Here is a 17,464-nt window from a genome sequence, read left to right on the forward strand (position 1 = left end):
GTCCGTAGGGGCGTACGCGTTGTGATTTAGCTTTGCGGCTCTTCACGGGCATGCCATCCCACCGTCACTTCCATCGAAGATGATGGTTGTATCTGCTGTCGATGGTGACCTGGAGGCATGGCATGTCAGGACTGACCACGAAGACGTCCGGGCTGGCCCGACCCCGGGTGCGCGCCGTGACGCTGGCGCTCGCCACGTTCGTCGGCGCGGCCCTCTCGGTGGGCATCGCGGGGACGGCGGCGGCGACGCCGCCGGGGATCCCGTCGAAGGCGACGGCGCAGGCGCAGCTCAACGCCCTCACCGTCGCCGCCGAGGGTTCCACCAGTGGCTACTCCCGGGATCTGTTCCCGCACTGGATCACCGTCAGCGGCAGCTGCGACACCCGTGAACAGGTCCTCAAGCGTGACGGCACCTCGGTCGTGGTCAACTCTTCGTGCCAGGCCACGTCGGGGCGGTGGTACAGCCCGTACGACGGGGCGACCTGGACCGCTGCGTCGGACGTCGACATCGACCACGTGGTTCCCCTGGCGGAGGCGTGGCGCTCCGGGGCGAGTTCCTGGACGACCAGCCGGCGGCAGAGCTTCGCCAACGACCTGTCCGGCCCGCAGTTGATCGCGGTGACCGATAACGTCAACCAGTCCAAGGGCGACCAGGACCCGTCGACGTGGCAGCCGCCGCTGTCGTCGTACCGGTGCACCTACGGCAAGATGTGGATCACCGTGAAGTACACCTGGGGCCTACGGCTGCAGTCATCGGAGAAGTCCGCCCTGCAGAGCATGCTCAACACCTGCTCCTGAGTCTGCCAGCTGGATCGGCCGACCAAAGCTCGGCGGGCGTCAGCTGGCACCGGCCTGCCAGCGGGCACGTGGGCCGGCGGCCAGTTGACTCCGCAGATCTCCGGAATTTGTCCAACTCCATGGTGCTTACCCTGCGCGGGCCCGCATAGATGCCTCTGGTCGCGTCCAGGTGGAGCGGCGTGTGGGGATTGCTTCCTTGGTTTCGACGTCGAGGTCGAGGATGTCCAGTTCTGCAGAGTCGCCGAGTTTGAGCAGGGTCAAGATCCGGGTGATCAGGAATCGGCGAACCGCCCGTCGTCGGGGCGTGCCGTCGTGTGCGCGGAGGTGCTCACGCATTGTTTGCCAGGCGTCCGACTCGCTGCCGGGAGTGGCGACGCGGGCCGTGGCGACGAACCGTCGCCAGCGCTGTCGGGGCTGGGTCTCGACGGCGGCGATCTCTGTGACGATGTGCTGCAACAGCCGCATCTGCCTCTCGACCTCGGCGCGCTGCCGCGCAAGATCGTCGACCTCGTGCCGGGCGGCGTCGATGATCACCTTGACGTCGGCGCGGGCTTGGCGGAGCAGTGCGTTGGCCTGGCGTCGGGCGCTGCTGATGATCTCGTCGGTGCTCTCGACGCCGGCGGCGTGTTCGACTGCGGGGCAACAGTCGGCGGTCAGCGGTGACAGGGGAGCGGGGTCGCCGTCGTCGTGGGGGCGATAGCCGGCCTTCGCGGCGACTTGGTACCACCGGCGGGCCAGGGCCAGGTCGTCGTCGGGCCTCGGGGTGGTGTCGATGCTGGTGTTGGCGGTGAGCACGGAGCGGTATTCGAGCAGCATCGCCAGGCGTACGGCGGCGTCGGCGACATCGCGGACCGCGGCGATGTGGAGCCAGTGCTCGGCGAGGTCTCGTTGCCCATGGATTTGGTAGTGCACATCGAGCAGGTAGGCGGCATAGCCGAGTTCGACGTCGGCGATGGTGTCGTCCATCTGTCGGCGCTGCTTCGGGTTGGCCGCCCGGCGGGCGTGCAGATGCAGGACCCGCCGGGCCTCGATCGAGGTGTTGCGGGTTGACCGGGGACCCAGGCAGGTGTCTGCGGCATTTCTTAGGTCGTCGGCGATGCTCACGTGAGGTTCCCTCCGTCGAGGTCGGCTCTCGCGCCGGCCAGTCGTCCAGCCAGCCGCTCGTGCAGGGTGCGCAGTCCTCGGGCCTTATGGGTCATGAGGGCCGACACGCTGATACCGAGGATTTCCGCGGCGGTGGACTGGTCGAGGTCACAGACTTCAGTCAGCACCACGGCTTCCCGTTGTCGGGTCGGCAACCGACGCAACGCGGCGAGCAGGTCCAGCTGCTGATCAGGTCCCGGCCAGGACCAGCGGCGTGTTCCTCGGTGTCGTGGTGTTGTTCCAGTGAGTCCATCTGCACCGGTACGGCCTTGCGCCGGGCGAGCTGCTGGCGTGCCAACCGGTACATCAGGATCTCGGGCTGCGAGTAGCGTCCCCAGTATCATCGGCGAGTTCGTAGTGTGCGTGTCGGAGGTTTTGAGCGAAGGCATGGCCGGCGATGATCGTCTGGGCGGTGCGGTCGGAACGTAGTCCGCGCCGCCGCTCGTCGAGCCCGTGACGAGTGATTGGCAGGCTCGCGGCGGACCGCATTGCCGACGGACGGACCCCCGAGCGCTGGCCGTGGCGCTGGTTCGACATCCGCGCGAAGCTCCGGCCCACCACGCGCTTCCGCTGCACCTGCGACGGATGAGCCGTGGGAGTTCTTCGGCCTGTTTCTGGATGAGTTAGGCCAAGCATCGATACTGGGAGTGTGAATCCTAGTGGTGATCATGTGTGGATGCTCCGGCTAAGGGTGATCATGATGACCGTAGCGGTCGGGGTCGGTGCGGCCGTGATCGTCGTGGTGTTAGCAGGGCAGGGGTTGGACCGGGCGGAGAAGTGGGTGTCTGTGGTCGTGGGATCCGGGTCGGTGGTTCTTTCCGCAGCGGGGCTTGTGCTGGGCTGGCTCACCTGGCGTCAGAGCCAGACCGGGGCCGGGCTGCAGCCGGTAAACGCCAGCGGTTCCGGGGCGGTGGCGATCGGTGGCGACAGTCGTGGCGGGATAGAGGTCGATGTGTTGGATGTATCAGATGTTCCCCCAGTTGATCCGCTAGTTCCGTATGGGGTGCGCGCTAGTGGTACGGGGGCGGTGGCGATCGGCGGCGACAGCACCGCGCCGATCCGTACCTCTGTTACCGGCAGGGGCGATACCGCATGATCTTCGGCCGCCGAAAGCCCGACCAGCCCACAACGGTAAACGCCTCCGCTCCGGCCTCCATTGCCATCGGCGGCGACGCGCGCGGTCCAGTCAACGCGACGGTTCATTTCCATCAGCCACGACAGGTGACCTGGCCGCATCAGGTCGGTGTAGTACCACCGCTGGCTCACTGTCGGCAGGAACGAGCTGCTGACCAGGCTCTCGATGCTGCGGTAGTCGAGGGCGGTGTGGTGCTGTGTCAGGTGACGGCTGGGCTCGGCGGGGTCGGCAAGACACAACTCGCCGCAGCTCTGACGCACCGACTGTGGAACCGCAGGGAGCTGGATCTGCTGGTGTGGGTGTCGGCGACTTCCCGTTCGGCGGTGGTCACCGCTTTTGCTCAGGCCTCCCTGGACGTCACTGGCGTCGAGGACACCGACGCGGACCAGGCTTCCGGACGGTTCCTGGCCTGGCTCGCTACCACGACCCGACGTTGGCTGGTCGTCTTCGACGATGTGACCGACCCCAACGACCTGCAACGCCTGTGGCCGCCGGCGACTGGGACAGGGCGGACGGTGGTCACCACCCGCAGCACGGACAACGCCCTGATCGCGGGCAGGCAACGCATCAACGTAGGCGTATTCACCTCGGCCGAGTCGCTCGCCTACCTGACTGCGAAACTCGGTGGTGATCGGGACCGGCTAGACCAGGCCTCCGATCTGGCTGAGGATCTCGGGCATCTTCCTCTGGCATTGTCTCAAGCTGCCGCCTACATTCTCGACCGCGCGAACATGACATGCGCCAGCTACCGCCGCCGGTTGGCTGACCGGCGCCGGCAGCTGGCGGCCCTGGCTCCCCGGGTGCTGCCGGACGACTACCCGTACCCGGTCGCCGTGACCTGGTCGTTGTCCATCGACCGTGCCGACACGTTTCTCCCTGCGGGCTTGGCCCGGCCGGTACTGGAACTAGCCGCTCTGCTCGACCCAAACGGCATGCCTTTGACGGTGTTCACCACCCCTGCCGTCCTGTCGTACCTAGGCACCCGCACCGGCAGGCGTGTCGAAGACGACGATGTCACCGATGCACTGGACAACCTCGCCCGACTCAGTCTCGTCATCATCGACCCTGCCAGCGGCACCGTTGCGGTGCACGGCCTCCTGCAACGCGTGGTCCGGGAGGCCACTCCCACCGGCTACGCCTTCTGGCTTGCTATCACCGCCGCCGACGCACTGAACCACATCTGGCCACAGATCGAACGCGGCCAAGAACATGCCCAGGCTCTCCGCGCCAACACCGCCGTCCTGCGCTCCCATGCCGAACCACTGCTATGGAATCGCACCCTTGGTAACCACCGGGTCCTGTTCACCGCCGGTAACAGTCTCGGCGCAACCGGCCAGGTCACCGCAGCCATCGACTATTTCCACACCCTGCACACCACCGCTATCGAGCACGTCGGTCCCGACCACCCGTCCATCCTTAGTGTGGGCGACAGACTCGCCTACTGGCGTGGCGAGGCCGGGGACTACGCCGGCGCCGCTGACGCCTATGAAGAACTCCTCGTGGACGCCGTGCGAATCCTCGGCCCCGACCACCCTCAGACGCTGAGCATCCGCGGCAACCTCGCCATCTGGCGCCGCGAGGCCGGGGACGGAGCCCACACTGCCGCTGTCCTGGAGGAACTCCTCGCGGATTCGTTGGCGACCGTCGGCCTCGATGACCAAGCCCGCCTAGCCATCCGCAGCAACCTCGCCGCCGCACAGGGGGACGCCGGCGATCCGGCCGGTGCCGCCACAGCGTTCAAGGAACTCCTCGAGGACACGCAGCGGATCCTCGGCCCCGAGCACCCCCATACTCTCGGCACCCGCAACAACCTCGCCCACTGGCGCGGCGAGGCCGGGGACGTAATCGGTGCCGCCACCGCATTGAAGGACGCCCTCGGGGACATGCAGCGGATCCTCGGCCCCGAGCACCCCCTCACCCTGCAAACCCGCAACAACCTCGCCCTGCGGCGCGGCGAGGCCGGGGACGTAATCGGTGCCGCCACCGCATTGAAGGACGCCCTCGGGGACATTGAGCGGATCCTTGGCCCCGAGCACCCCGTTACTCTGCAAACCCGCAGCAACCTCGCCCACTGGCGCGATGAGGCCGGGGACATCCTGGCTACCCGTAGCAAAATTGCCCGCCGGCGCGGCGAGGCCGGCGATCCGGCCGGTGCCGCTGCCGCCTACGAAGAGCTCCTCGCGGACGCAGTGCGGATCCTCGGCCCCGACCACCGGAACACCTTGGGCACCCGCAACAATCTCGCCGTTTGGCGCGGCCTAGCCGGCGATCCGGCCGGTGCCGCTGCCGCCTGCGAGGAACTCCTCGTGGACTGTCTGCGGATCCTCGGTTCCGACCACCCGATCACTGCGGCCACCCGAATCAGTCTCGCCCATTGGCGGGGCGAGAGTAGGCGTCGTTCACGCTGATGCTCCTCGACGTCCGGGGCACAGCAGCGGTTTAACCTCTCGTACCGAGATGTGAAGGAACTGCTGGTCGAACGAAGTGTGGGCCGATCATGTGGTGGGTTACCAGTGTTCCTGTCTCACGGTCGGCGGTCACGGAAGATCCTGGCTCCTCGCCCTCCGCCGGGAGATAGGGGGTCGCTCCCGGCGCCGTCATCTACGCCAGGGCCCAGGCGGGCTGCGTCGAGTGAGGTGGCGGTCCTGAAGCGCGATGCGGTGACGGGCGCGTGGAGTGGTGCGTAGCGTCGGCGTCATGAGGGTGCTGCTGCGCGGTGGGCCCGGTGACGGGCAGGTAATGCCCGGCGGTGGAGAGACCGTGGTGTGGCAGGCTTGCCTGTACGAGCTGACGACCGAGCGTTCCTACCGGCAGGGGGCGGACCTGCGGGTGTACCGGCACCGCGCCGACTGCTGCGAGGTTCACGGCCGTGGCGCTGAGGATCGTTGCGAATGATCGGTTCTCCTGCTTCAAGGTTCAGCACGATTGGACGTGCTTACGACTCCGGTCGTGAACGAGGTGGTTGGGTGGTGGAACGGCGTCTGGGGGCACCTGGCGCGTCGCGACGTCTGGCTGGTTCGCAGACCCGCTGGAAGGTGGTCGCCCGGGTCGGCGGCGACAGCGACGCCGGCCGAGTCCTCCGCGGGGAGTTCGACTCTCGGTCTCAGGCTCAGGCGATGGTTGACCGTCTCCTCCGGGCACCCTCGCCCGGATGATGGCGCGAGCACTCGTCTCGTGATTGATGTTGGCTGCTTCTCGGTTTGTGTGCGGAGTGCCGTCCTCCGTGTCCAGCCTGGTGCCGGGTGGGGCTGCTGTGTAGTCGGCAAAGCGGCTACTCGTCGAGGCGAGGGAAGTGCCGTGGGTTGCTGTGTTGGCACATTCAGTCACTGGATGATTTCCAGTGGGTCATCGCTGCTGCGCGTGCACCTCTGTCATTCTTCTTGCGCCGCGTTCGCCTACGTTCGGTCATGGTGATGCGTCGCAGTGCGCACTGGAAGGCCAAAACGACACTTTATGGTTGATAGCCGACTATGCGCGGCAATAGGTTCGGCGTGATGTCGATACGTCGGGGAGGTGTCGCCATGCGCAAGGGCATCGAGTGGAACTGAATGATCGTTCTGGGCTGCTACTGTGGTCGATCTCTTCGGAAGGGCTGGAGCCGATGACAGCGGGGGCCTGATCAATGCCGATCCAGCGTGACAAATGGGCGCTGGGCCTGTTGACCTCCGTGATCTTCGCTGCGGCGCTGGCATGCCTGGTGTGGGCCGTGGTCCATGTCGGGCAGCCGGCGCCTCTCCACCCCGTGTATCCGTTGATGGGCGTGGCGCTCATGGCGCTGGGCGCAGTGCTTCCGGCGCCGCTGCCCTCTCGCATGCCGGTGCGGATCACGTTGACACCCACCGCCTGCCTGGTCTGCGCCTCCGCGTTGCCGGTGCCCTGGTTGATCCTCTGCACGGCGGTCGGAGTCACCCTGGCGCGGCTCGTGACGCGCTATCCACGCTCCTCGGGCCTACACAAGGCCGTTCACAACACGAGCATGGATGTCGTCACCTCGGCGGTGGCGGGGCTGGTGATGTTCGCGTTCGGTCTCCGGCCCGTCCTGACCGAGCCCGACCTGGACGGTCCGGGTCTGCTCCGACAGTTGGTCGCCTTCCTCCTGGCCGCGGTGACGGTGCTGGTTCTGGAGGAGTTGACGACCGCTGCAGCGGTGACCCTGGAGACGCGGCGACCGTTCAGCGTCGTAGCGCGATACCTGTGGCGTATCCGCCTGATCGTCGCTGGCGGGGAGATCGTCACTGCCGGAATCGTCGCGGTCATTGCCGTGATCGACAGGCGGGCGCTGATCGCCCTGCCCGTGGTGATGCTCATCCTGTACTTCACGGTGACGCACCGGTTGCGGATTCGGGAGGAACGGCGTGCCTGGGAGCACCTGGCAGCGCTCAGCGATGCCCTGTCCGCCCGCGACCTGGATGTAGTCCTGCGTACCGCTGCCGCCGGCGCGGTCGACCTGTTCAGTGCCCGCGCGGCGGACATCGAGATCGATGGTGGAAGGCGACTGGTGCGCGCAGTCGGCGCCGTCGGCGATACCCGGGTCGTCTACGACGGGCCGGCCGACGGTGTCGGCGATGCTGCCGGATCGCGGAGCGTGGTACGGCACGAGATCGGGGGAGACGCGGCCGGCCTGCAAGGCGTCATGCGGCTACACCTGGCCGGGAGGAGCGACGTCCTATCGGTACGGGAGCAGGCCACCTTACGGGCCTTTGCGGCGACGCTGTCGACGAGCGTCGACAACGCCCGCGCGTACGACCTGCTGGCGCAGGAGGCGCGGCGGCATCAGCTGGCGGCCACCCAGGACCCCGAGACCGGCCTGCGCAACCGACCCGCGCTGCTCTCGCACATCGTCGAGACGAACGACGACACGGTGTGCCACGTGGTCGCCATCCGCCTGGAGAACTACCACCTCGTAGCCGACTCCATCGGCCGGGACCACGCCCTGCTGCTGATCAACGAGCTCGCCGCCCGGCTCTGCCATGCCGCGAGGGACCGGGCCTCGGTGGTCGGACGCGTCGGCGACGCCGAATTCACCCTCGTCCTGCGGGGAGTCCTGAAGGAAACCGCCTATCAGCGGGCGTGCTGGGCGGTGGCGGCGCTACGCCGGCCGGTCACCGTCAACGGACAGGCTCTGGGCGTGCGGGCGAGCGCCGGAATGACCTCCGGAAGCGCTGACGACGTCGCGAATCTGCTCGCTGCTGCGGAGCGGGTGATGTGGCAGGCCATCCGGGGCGGTCACGACCGTCTGGTCTCCTACCGGCCCGCCCCCGTGCAGAGCAGCTCACTCGTCGACGAGCTGGTGGAAGCGCGGATGTCGATCTCGGTCGAGCCGATCGTGGACCTGACCACCGGCCAGATCATGATGATGCAGTCCGTCCCGCGCGTGCTGTACTCCCGACATGACGTGCTGGTTGCCGACGAGCATGTCTACCAGCTCGTGGCCGACCAGGGTGGCCTGGAGGCCCTCGCCCACAAGATCATTTCCCGATCATTGACGGCTGCGGCAACCTGGCGGGATGTGCTTCCCCGGGCCGGGCTGATCGTGCCGGTGCCCGGCCGCGCCATCACACCCGACTTCGTCGCGGCACTGCAGGACCTGCTGCGTACGCACGGGGTGCCAGGCTCGTCGTTGGTGCTGGGGATTGCAGAACCCACCGGCCTGCCCAGCCGGGGAACCACGGACGTGCTCCAGCAGCACGGCATACGCCTGCTACTGGACAACTACGGCAGCATCCAGGGCAGTATCGAATCGCTCAACGCCGCCAACTGGAGCTTCCTGCGCCTGCATCCGGCCTACGCGCTGGACGCGGGATGGCGACCGGCGCGATCGGTCATCCGCGCGGCGATCGACCTCGCCATCGACCTGGAGCTGTCGGTCATCGCCCCGGGCATCACCGTCGAGGACGAGCGACGGGAGTTGGCAGCCCTCGGCTGCGCGCTGGGTAGCGGCCCGCTGTTCGGCGGAGAGATGTTCCCCAGCCAGGTCCGTGGCCACGCCACGCTGTGGCAGCCGCACGCGCTGCCCACCCGGGCGCCGGTCCCGCGGTTACACCGCGCCGGCACGACTGCCGGCCCGCCCCGCTGATGACACGGTGGGCGGGCCACGGCAAGCCCTGCTGGCGGACGGGCTACCTGGTGTCGCCCACGACAGTGACGGGGACCCAGCGGGCGACCTCGGCGCGGACGAGGGGCGAGTCGTGGAGGGCACGGGAGATCCGGGCGAGGCGGCGGGTCTCTGCGCGCACGTCCGGCAGATCGGGGGACTGGGCTGCGTGTGGCGTCTCCTCCTCGGCGTGGAACAGGTTGGCCTGGCGGCGGCGTAGGGCGACGGCGACAGCGGCGGCCTCAGCGACGGCAGCCACCGAACCAGGATCGAGCCGATAGCGCACGGCCCGCTGCTCCGCGCTGGCGTACACCGGCTCGCTGTACCAGGGGCGTAACCGCCGCAGCGCATCGTGGACCTCGACGACCCGGCGGTGCCGGTGCCGGCGGCCACCGACCTCCACCGGCACCTGACCTCCGGCGTTGATGCTGACGATCTTCGCGTCGGGCATTCCCTCCCGCAGGGTCAGCCACAGCTGGTTGACGTGCCAGTCGGCGCTGCGATCCCTCCACCACATGTCCGACCGCCAGGTCGCCCTCGCCTCGGGTGCACCGCGGCTGGCGGAGGAGCCGCCGGCGGCGGCACGGTTCATCTGCTCGTACAGCAGGTCGGCGGCGAGCTCGGCCTCCGCCTCGATCGCGGCATCGACCTCGACGTCCTGGTGCAGCACGTCGCCGCTGTGATCGAGCACCAGGTGCGCGACCTCGTGCAGCACCGCCTGCGTGCGCGCCAGCGTCGGCAGGGCGGCGTCGACCATGATGAAGTCGGCCCACTCAGCCCGGACGAGCAGGCTGGGCGGCATCTCTGCCTCGAGCTGCACGTCGCGGATCTCCAGGGGAGTGCCTCGGCGTCGGCCGATCACGTCGCACCAGGCGTCTACGGTGTAGGGAGCGGGCGGCGGCGGCACACCGAGCTTGCGGAGCCGTCGCGCGAGACGAAGCCGAGCCCAGGGCATCCCCACCTCCGCGACACTACGGTCAGTGCCCAACCAAAGATCAGAGTGTAGCGTCCGAATGGTCAGCCGTGGATGCCCGAAATCCTGAATGGGCGTCCTGGCCGGCCTTGCGCGGATGCCGCGGGATCATAGGTGGGAGCGGTTGGCCTTGGACGAGTACGCCTTGTCAGCCAGCACGGTGTCGGGACGGTTCCGTGGCCGGCCGCCACCGAGGGGACGCGGATCCTGGCCAGTACCGGGATGACTGTCGCCGCGTTGTCCGGCGGTTACCACCCAGGCCATCAGGTTGCGGGGCCCTGCTCGCAGGCCAGACGGGGTGCTTCTGCCACCAGGCAGGCAGCCGCTCCACGAACAGTTGCGCCGCCAGACGTTCCCGTCGTCGCCGACAACCTCGTGGCGACCGAGGCTCAGCTGATCCGCTCCAGTTGGGCTACGTACCAGCTACTCGAGAGCACCATCGTGTTGTCGATGCATGTGTATCTTTCGACGCTGCTCAGTATCGGGAGTGCCGGATCGGTCATGGGTCTACCGTCGACGGCGACAGTCGTCGTAGCGCTCGCTCTCGGTTCCGCGTAGAGCAGGTACCCGCTGGCGGTGCGATATGTACGCCAGACAGAACCGGACGTGGTGAGCTCGATCCGGTGCCCGAAGTCAACGACCGCCTGATCGTCCGCTGATGTGACGAGGCCCCGCCCTGACGCGTGCACTCCGATGCCTTCGGTCCCGACGAAGGCGGTGGTCACCCTCCCCTCGGCGGAGAAGGTGTGCAGAGTTTGGCTGCTGTCGACCTCCAGCATGCCTACGTTCACCAGTGTGAGCCAGCTGCGTCGGGAGGTCTCGTGCCAGACCCCGGTGACGCAGGGGTCGAGGGCCGCGCCGTCCGTTGCCGCCCAAGTCGGTGGAGCATCGGCGTCAGGGCGCTCGGACGCGACCGGGTCCGCCCAACCTTGTAGTACCGTGGCGGCCTGCGCGATCGTCACCGCGCAGGCCACGGCGACCAACCCGCCGAGCACGAGCCGGAGCGACCATGGTGTCCGCACCGGTTCGGGCGATGCCGAGAACCGGGGTAGGCGGTACCGATGCGGCAGGGCGGCCCGCATCGCCGCAGCGACCAGCGCCGTGGGCACGGCCAGTACGGTGCCGGCAGTTAACGGTGCCACCAGGCCGGTCAGGGACGGGAGCGTCGGGGTCGGCGCGGGGCGCGGCGCGGCGACGAACAGATTGACCAGGATGGCGAACGGGACGGCCAGGAGATCCGCCGCCAGTTCGGCGAGCAGCACCGCCGCGAACACGGTGAGCGGCACGAGGACGGGTCGGTGACGGGGTGCGAGAACCGCCACCACCACAGCAGCCAGGACCCCACCGACCAGGACCGTGGCGGGCTTGATACCTGCACCGATCGCCATCAGGAACGGATGCCCAGCCCGGATGGTCGGGGGCACCGTGGCCCGGGCCACGGCCATGGCCACCAGCACGAGTACCACGGAGAACACGCCGCCAGCGACGGCGGCGAGCAGCGCGACCTTCAGCGGGTACCTGTGCGCCGCGACGGACGCATTTGACCCGCCGCTCGGTGCCTCGGACCCCGTCAATGGCGGCCCCTGCCGGTCGACCGGTCTGCTCGGTCGGCGTGGTCTTCGCGTGATGAGGAGTGGACCGAGCCACGGCAGTACCACGCCAATCATGACCAGCGGGTTCTTGTCGACCAGGACGGCCAGCGGCGCGTATTCGATTTGGGTCCAGTGCGCCACCGTCGTGTACCAACCCAGCGGAGCGTGCAGGTAGGGGCCAGGGCCAGAGTAGCGCTCGTCGAGGAACCACAGTTTAGCCAACGCCGGGGGAATGGCGTAGGCGGCGCCGATCCAGGCCGCGAGCCACGGAGCGACCACCAGGATGCCGACCACGATCGCCGTGGCCGGTGCCCCGGCGTTCCGTGGGCGGGCCTGCGGGCCGTCCTCGGCCTCCTGCGCCAGCCGGGTGCGGGCCGTGCTCGCGGACCACGCCGCGACGAGTAGCCCGCCGACGGCGAGCAGCCCCACTGCGAGCAGGGCCATCCGGTCCCCGGTCAGCACCGCGAGCAGCAACGGCGCGTGCCCGGAGACGCTGGCGACGAACGATGCTAGGTCACCGATCAGGAACCCGACCGTCAACAGCGCCGGGACACGGCTTACGGCGAGCCACACCCGAAGAGTGCCGGTTCGGCAGCCCGGTTCGGCCGCCGCAGCAACCGCCTGCCAGACCCCGACCGTCAGCGCGCCACCGAGCCAGACCGCGCCGATGAGGCCCGCCATGGTGCTCACCAGGGCAGTGCCGCCGATACTCTGCAACGGAATGACGTGCAGCACGGTCACCGAGGTCATCGCCGCAGCGATTCCCGCGACGAGCAGATGCCAGACCCGAATCGGGAATCCCGCTTCGGGCGCCCGGATCGCATCGCGCCGCTGCCGTGGTGTGGGGTGACTGGAGAGCCAGGAACGCCAGCCGGCAGGCCGGTGCACCGAGAGCTTCTCGACGATACTGCCCAACGCCCCGTCCGGCCCGTCCCACGCGGCTGCGCGCGCATCGGCGTTCAGCTCCCTGCTCCGCAGGACCGCGGCGCGGACGAGGTACATCAGGGCGGTAAGTACGAGCAGGCCAGCAGCGGTCCGGGCACGTTCGCCCGGGTTCACCGTGACGATGTCGGAAAGCTGGACCGACCGCGGTGGCACGTAGAAGCTGAACAGCGTCGGAACGGCGAGCACCACAGCAGCCGGCGTGACCACGAGCACGCCGAACGCTTTCCACAACGCGATCGTCAGGTACGTGGGATCAACATCACGGTTGTGCAGATGGGCCAGCTCGTGCAGCACCACCGCACGGAACCGGCGCCGATCAGTGGTGAACCAGGTGACCAGGCCGGCATCGAGGCACACCCAGCGCTGACCGAGGTGCCCGAAGGCGCGACCCGTGGTTGTGTCGGCAAACGGATCGAGGAGAAACCCTGGAGGGGAGCGCAGCCTAGCCGTGGTGCACATCTCGTTCAGATACGTCCACAGCGCCGGATCGTCCTGCGGTGACAAGGGCTCGAGCCGGTGTCGGCGAATCGTCCACGTCGGGTACAGCCAGTACAGGGCCAGCGTGAGCCCCAGTAGCGCCCCGAAGCCGGTGACGAGCGCGACCGAGGCCTGCTGGATGAGCAACCTGCTCGCGCAGGCGATGGCACGCTCGTGTGCCGCCTTGACGACCTGCGGCTGGGTCACGGAGGTGACGTCGTCGGCGGGTAACCCCTCGGCGGCGTCACACGCCTGCCCGGCGACGGCGATCCGGTCGCCGGCGATCACCGCTGTCCAGATGTTGCCGAACACCGCCATCCCCATCGCGAGCACGGTGATCAGAAGGAGCGCGAACAGCGCAGCCGGACCGGCTCTCGCGGGAGCGGGCGGGTAACGGGCCGGCGGCTCGCACGACCCCCGCTCAAGCGCCGACGCAGGGACCCTCACCCCTCGTCCTGCTCTCGGCGGCCGGTGCCGACCACGGCGTCTGCGAGCAGCTGCGCCACGTCCTCGGTGTAGCCGGCACGGAGGACGACGCCGGCGACGAGTTCACTGATGTGGTTCCATTGTGCCGCGCTGAGCGTCAGCGCCGGTTCAGCATCCGGGCCTGACCGTTCCTCGATACCGAACAAGCGCCGGACGGCACGGGCGGCCGCCGCCCCGCCACGTGCCAGACCTCGACCGATGACGTCGCCCATCACGTACTGCACCAGTTCCTTGGCCACGCTGATCGCGATCGGAGTGAGCAGGAGGACTGCGGTTTCCGTACCGCCGAGCCCCAAGGGCTCGCCATCGGCGCGCTGGCGGCGTGCCCGGTTCGGATCGGCGAGGCAGGCGGCGCTCACCACTCGGAAGGTCGGCAGCTCCGCAGGAGCGACACTGGCCACCAAGACTCTCGCGACGTCGCTGACCAACGACTCGTCGACTGGCGGTCCCGCCGGTCCACCTCGTACCATCGAGTCCCCCCATCAACACGGCTCGCCACAGGTACGGCAACCCTACGTAGCTGCGTTGATGGACAGCCCTTTGTGTCACATACTTCTCAGACGTCGATCTCGGGCACCACGTCGATGATGCCTAGGTCGCGCGCGAGGTTGTCAGGTGAACCGTGGCGTCGAGCAGGTGACCGACCGCTCGCGGCTTCGGAAAGACTTAATCGAACTCGATGAATACCTGACCACTGTGGTCCCGCAGGACGGCCGAGGCTCGTGCACCACTGCCGACTCGTCCGCGACTACGAAACCCGCCCCGACAACTCCGCCTGCATGACCACCCTCGCCATGATCGACAACCTCACCGAACGCCTCACCATCGAAACCACCCCAACCCGGCGAGAAAACCTAAAACCACAAGATGCACAAGATATGTGAATCAGGCGTCCTCTTGAGGGCACCGTCGAAATGCCTGATCGATTAAGCTGCTTCTCTTCAATCGCTGGCAGTGCATCCACCGGGACGGGGGAGCAATGGTTGACCAGAAGCACGATCGGGACGGCGCAGGTGGAGGGCGCGCTACCGTCGCCCGGATCTATGACTACCTCCTCGGCGGCAAGCAGAACTTCCCCGCCGACCGCGAGGCCGCCCGGCAGCTCCTCCAGGTCGTGCCGGACGCCGCCAACGTGGCCTTGTCAAACCGCCTGTTCCTGCGTCGGGTGGTCCGAGTGCTCGCCGAAGCGGGCATCACGCAGTTCCTCGACCTCGGCTCCGGCATCCCCACCCAGGGCAACGTCCACGAGATCGCGCAGGCCATCAATCCCGCCACCAGGGTGCTCTACGTCGACATCGACCCCGTGGCGGTCGTCGCCTCCAACGAGATTCTCATGGGCAGCCCGGGGTGCCGGGCCATCGAGGGGGACTTCACCCGTCCCACGCAGATCCTCAGCGCGCTCGATGACAGCGACCTCGCCACGGTGATCGATCTCGACCAGCCCACCGCCCTGCTGTACTGCTCCGTCCTGCAACAGGTCCCCGACGAGCAGATCGACGCCGTCATCGCCCCCATCCGCGACCGACTCGCCCCCGGTAGCGCGATGGTCATCTCGCACCTGAGCACGACGGTCACCGAGGCCTACGGCGCGACCGGTGTTGCGAAGGCCAAGAACGTCTACCGCACCCAGGCCGCCACCGAGATCATCCCTCGCACCAGCGACCAGCTCACCGCCCTGTTCGGTGACCTCACACTGCTGCCACCGGGCCTCGTGCCGCTCACCCACTGGCGCGCGGAACTCAGCGAACCCGACCCTTACGCCATCGCCGGGACCAGCTCCCCGATGCTCGGCGGCGTGGCCACCCGTTGACGACGGCCGCAGCCCCGCGCACCCTGCCTCCGGTGGTTCGTGCCGGCGACCAGCTACACCGCGCGTCCCTATGGGCTGAGGACCTCCCGATCCCGGAGCGGAGCAGCAGCATCCTGCGCTTCGTCTGGCTGGCGCCTACCGCCGGCCTGCTGGTGATTCCCTGGCTGCCAGGTCTGCAGAGGGTTGCGGTACGACGGTTCTGGTAGATCCTGCTGAGGCGCAGCGGAGGCCACCGAGGCGGCCGAGGGTTGACGGCGTGCGCGGTTCGTCGTGTTCTGCGGGTCGTACTCATGGATGCCTGGCAGGACCCTGATGCCGGCCTCACGGGCGATCCTGCCTGCACTGCGACGTAGCTGGCTGGTGGCACTGAGAAGCTGAACGCCTCGGGGGCTGCCGGTGGTGGCCCTGATCCATCGTGACCGCCCGACGGCCGCGCTGGCATCGGCGAGTCGGTGGGACGTGGGCTCAAGGAGATCACCGCGGTGCAGGGCGGTCCTCGCGGCACGATGCACCAGAGTGACGAGATCCGGCAACCGTCCGGCAAGTTCGGCACCGATGCCCCGCCAGCGGTCGGCATCGGCGCTGATACGGAGTTGATGGGGATCACGCCAGCCGCCGTCGGGCCGGAGTTGGTCGCGGAGCCAGACTTCGGCCGCAGCGAGCACAGCCGGGCCCACCCCCGGTGCGGACGTGGTGAGGCTCTGCAGGTGGGTTGCTGCTCGCGAGGCGATCCGCCACCCTGCGGCGAGGGAATCGATCGCGCCGGCTGGCACATTCCGGCCGGCTGTCTGGGTGAGCAGGTATCCGGTCTCATAGGTCAGCGCCAGGCTGGTGCGGGTGAGCATCTTGAGATCTGTGGCGGTGAGGTCGCCTGGGTGTTGCACGAGCCAGGTGCGCGTGACGTCCAGGGCGATGACGCAGTCGATGGGTGAACTGATGGTGGTCCAGCGACCGGCACGGTCAGTGAGCGGCGGCGGCTCAAGATCATGCAGGGGGTTCTGCGCAAGCGGCCCGGCACTGACAGCACGCACGGCGGGATAGAGAACGGCGCGAGCGGTGCGCGCGTCCTCGATCGTCGTACGGACGACGGACTGCTGGCTGCCTTCGCTATATCCGACTGCCAGCCACCGGGCGAGCGGACGATCAACCTCGCCAGCCGCGCGGGCGAGCCGGGCGAGTTGCATGAGGTTCTGGGACCGGTCGACTCCGGCGAGGATCGCGTAACCCTGCGACGACCGGGGACGTCCGCTTGACGGGTCGAACTGGCTGTCCACGATCTCACCGGCAGCGCGGAGCGCATCGGCGGCCCGTCGTAACGCCACGGCGACGGTGTGGTGGGACGGTGGCGGCAGCGGAAGATCAGACGTGGTCTTCTCAGTGGCGCGTCCGAGCAGCCGATCCCACTCCTGATCGCTTCCACCGCCGAGCCGCGCCACCTGCCGCTGAAGTGCCCGGTAGAGATGCGTGCGCGCCACTGCCGCTGCAGCATGGTCGGTGATCCTGCCCGCCTCGGGCTGGCGGAGCGCGAGGTGCGCGGCGGCGAGCGCGGTAGCCGCCCGGGTGAGGTGGCGACCATAGGTCACGGCAGCTCCCGCAGGGCACGGTCCAGATGCTGTGTGACGGCAGCCCAAGCCAGTTGCCGCCACGGCGGCCCCCCGGGACGATCGGCGGCGGTGGCATAGAGGGCGGAAAGGCTCGTGAGAAGCGCCCGGAGCGGTTCGCGGACGGTAGCTTCGGTGACCTCCGCCAGATCCGGTGGGTCGGTGTCGGGTAACGGTTCGTCCGGAAGGCCCTCGGTGAGGCGGTCGATGCCCTCGGCGATGCTCACGCTGGCGAAGGTCCATCGGTCCTGATCAGCCGTCGCGTCATCGGCGGCGGCATCCGCCGTACGACAGGCGAGACGCAGAGCCGTACGGGCCTCGACGCCGTCCGGATCCGACTCCAGCGAGATGACCCGATGAGCGGCACGAAGAATGTCGTCGATCATGGCGGTTACCCTGCCTCGTCTTCAG

General features: G+C 68.3%; 13 protein-coding genes and 1 pseudogene. 6 read left to right on the forward strand and 8 right to left on the reverse strand.

What is annotated here, in order from left to right; genetic code table 11:
• Positions 1–122: 122 nt before the first annotated feature.
• Positions 123–797 (forward strand): HNH endonuclease family protein, encoded by a 675-nt coding sequence (locus ACN265_RS09240; RefSeq protein ID WP_421406790.1) that lies wholly within the window; start codon positions 123–125, stop codon positions 795–797.
• Positions 798–923: 126 nt separating this feature from the next.
• Here the strand turns inward: ACN265_RS09240 and ACN265_RS09245 are convergent, their stop codons facing one another.
• Both ACN265_RS09245 and ACN265_RS09250 read right to left on the reverse strand, forming a co-directional pair.
• Positions 924–1,901, reverse strand: coding sequence for a hypothetical protein (locus tag ACN265_RS09245; protein ID WP_421406792.1), 978 nt, complete (start codon positions 1,899–1,901; stop codon positions 924–926).
• Entirely contained in the window at positions 1,898–2,329 is a 432-nt protein-coding gene (locus ACN265_RS09250) for an RNA polymerase sigma factor (RefSeq protein ID WP_421406794.1), read from the reverse strand. Before ACN265_RS09250 ends, ACN265_RS09245 begins: the two co-directional genes overlap by 4 nt.
• 302 nt (positions 2,330–2,631) lie before the next feature.
• On the opposite strand from ACN265_RS09250, the gene ACN265_RS09255 reads away from it, so the two are divergent.
• From ACN265_RS09255 to ACN265_RS09270, 4 genes are all read left to right on the forward strand, one after another.
• Positions 2,632–3,036, forward strand: a complete 405-nt coding sequence (locus ACN265_RS09255) for a hypothetical protein (protein WP_421406796.1) — start codon at positions 2,632–2,634, stop codon at positions 3,034–3,036.
• Complete coding sequence (locus ACN265_RS09260; protein ID WP_421406798.1) at positions 3,033–5,483, forward strand: tetratricopeptide repeat protein; 2,451 nt, start codon at positions 3,033–3,035, stop codon at positions 5,481–5,483. The genes ACN265_RS09255 and ACN265_RS09260 overlap by 4 nt, the downstream gene beginning before the upstream one ends.
• Positions 5,484–5,772: 289 nt before the next feature.
• Positions 5,773–5,970, forward strand: a complete 198-nt coding sequence (locus ACN265_RS09265) for a hypothetical protein (RefSeq protein WP_421406799.1) — start codon at positions 5,773–5,775, stop codon at positions 5,968–5,970.
• A 727-nt stretch (positions 5,971–6,697) separates the two neighbouring features.
• A complete protein-coding gene (locus tag ACN265_RS09270; protein ID WP_421406801.1) occupies positions 6,698–9,151 on the forward strand; it encodes an EAL domain-containing protein in 2,454 nt (817 codons plus the stop codon).
• A gap of 43 nt (positions 9,152–9,194) precedes the next feature.
• Here the strand turns inward: ACN265_RS09270 and ACN265_RS09275 are convergent, their stop codons facing one another.
• From ACN265_RS09275 to ACN265_RS09290, 4 genes and pseudogenes are all read right to left on the reverse strand, one after another.
• Complete coding sequence (locus ACN265_RS09275) at positions 9,195–9,989, reverse strand: DUF6545 domain-containing protein (protein WP_421406802.1); 795 nt, start codon at positions 9,987–9,989, stop codon at positions 9,195–9,197.
• A gap of 264 nt (positions 9,990–10,253) precedes the next feature.
• Positions 10,254–10,403: pseudogene (locus ACN265_RS09280) on the reverse strand (IS5/IS1182 family transposase); the annotation flags it as partial.
• Positions 10,404–10,531: 128 nt separating this feature from the next.
• Entirely contained in the window at positions 10,532–13,603 is a 3,072-nt protein-coding gene (locus ACN265_RS09285) for a M48 family metalloprotease (RefSeq protein ID WP_421406803.1), read from the reverse strand.
• On the reverse strand, positions 13,600–14,001 hold the full coding sequence (locus tag ACN265_RS09290) for a hypothetical protein (protein ID WP_421406804.1): 402 nt from the start codon (positions 13,999–14,001) through the stop codon (positions 13,600–13,602). The genes ACN265_RS09285 and ACN265_RS09290 overlap by 4 nt, the downstream gene beginning before the upstream one ends.
• A 620-nt stretch (positions 14,002–14,621) precedes the next feature.
• Here ACN265_RS09290 and ACN265_RS09295 point away from each other — a divergent pair.
• A complete protein-coding gene (locus ACN265_RS09295; RefSeq protein WP_421406806.1) occupies positions 14,622–15,452 on the forward strand; it encodes an SAM-dependent methyltransferase in 831 nt (276 codons plus the stop codon).
• A 68-nt stretch (positions 15,453–15,520) separates the two neighbouring features.
• Here the strand turns inward: ACN265_RS09295 and ACN265_RS09300 are convergent, their stop codons facing one another.
• Both ACN265_RS09300 and ACN265_RS09305 read right to left on the reverse strand, forming a co-directional pair.
• Entirely contained in the window at positions 15,521–17,035 is a 1,515-nt protein-coding gene (locus ACN265_RS09300) for a hypothetical protein (RefSeq protein WP_421406808.1), read from the reverse strand.
• On the reverse strand, positions 17,032–17,439 hold the full coding sequence (locus ACN265_RS09305) for a hypothetical protein (protein WP_421406810.1): 408 nt from the start codon (positions 17,437–17,439) through the stop codon (positions 17,032–17,034). Before ACN265_RS09305 ends, ACN265_RS09300 begins: the two co-directional genes overlap by 4 nt.
• Between the last annotated feature and the right edge of the window lie 25 nt (positions 17,440–17,464).

Origin of the sequence: Micromonospora sp. WMMD730 (assembly GCF_049178955.1) — a bacterium.
GTDB classification, from domain to species: Bacteria; Actinomycetota; Actinomycetes; order Mycobacteriales; family Micromonosporaceae; genus Micromonospora; species Micromonospora wenchangensis.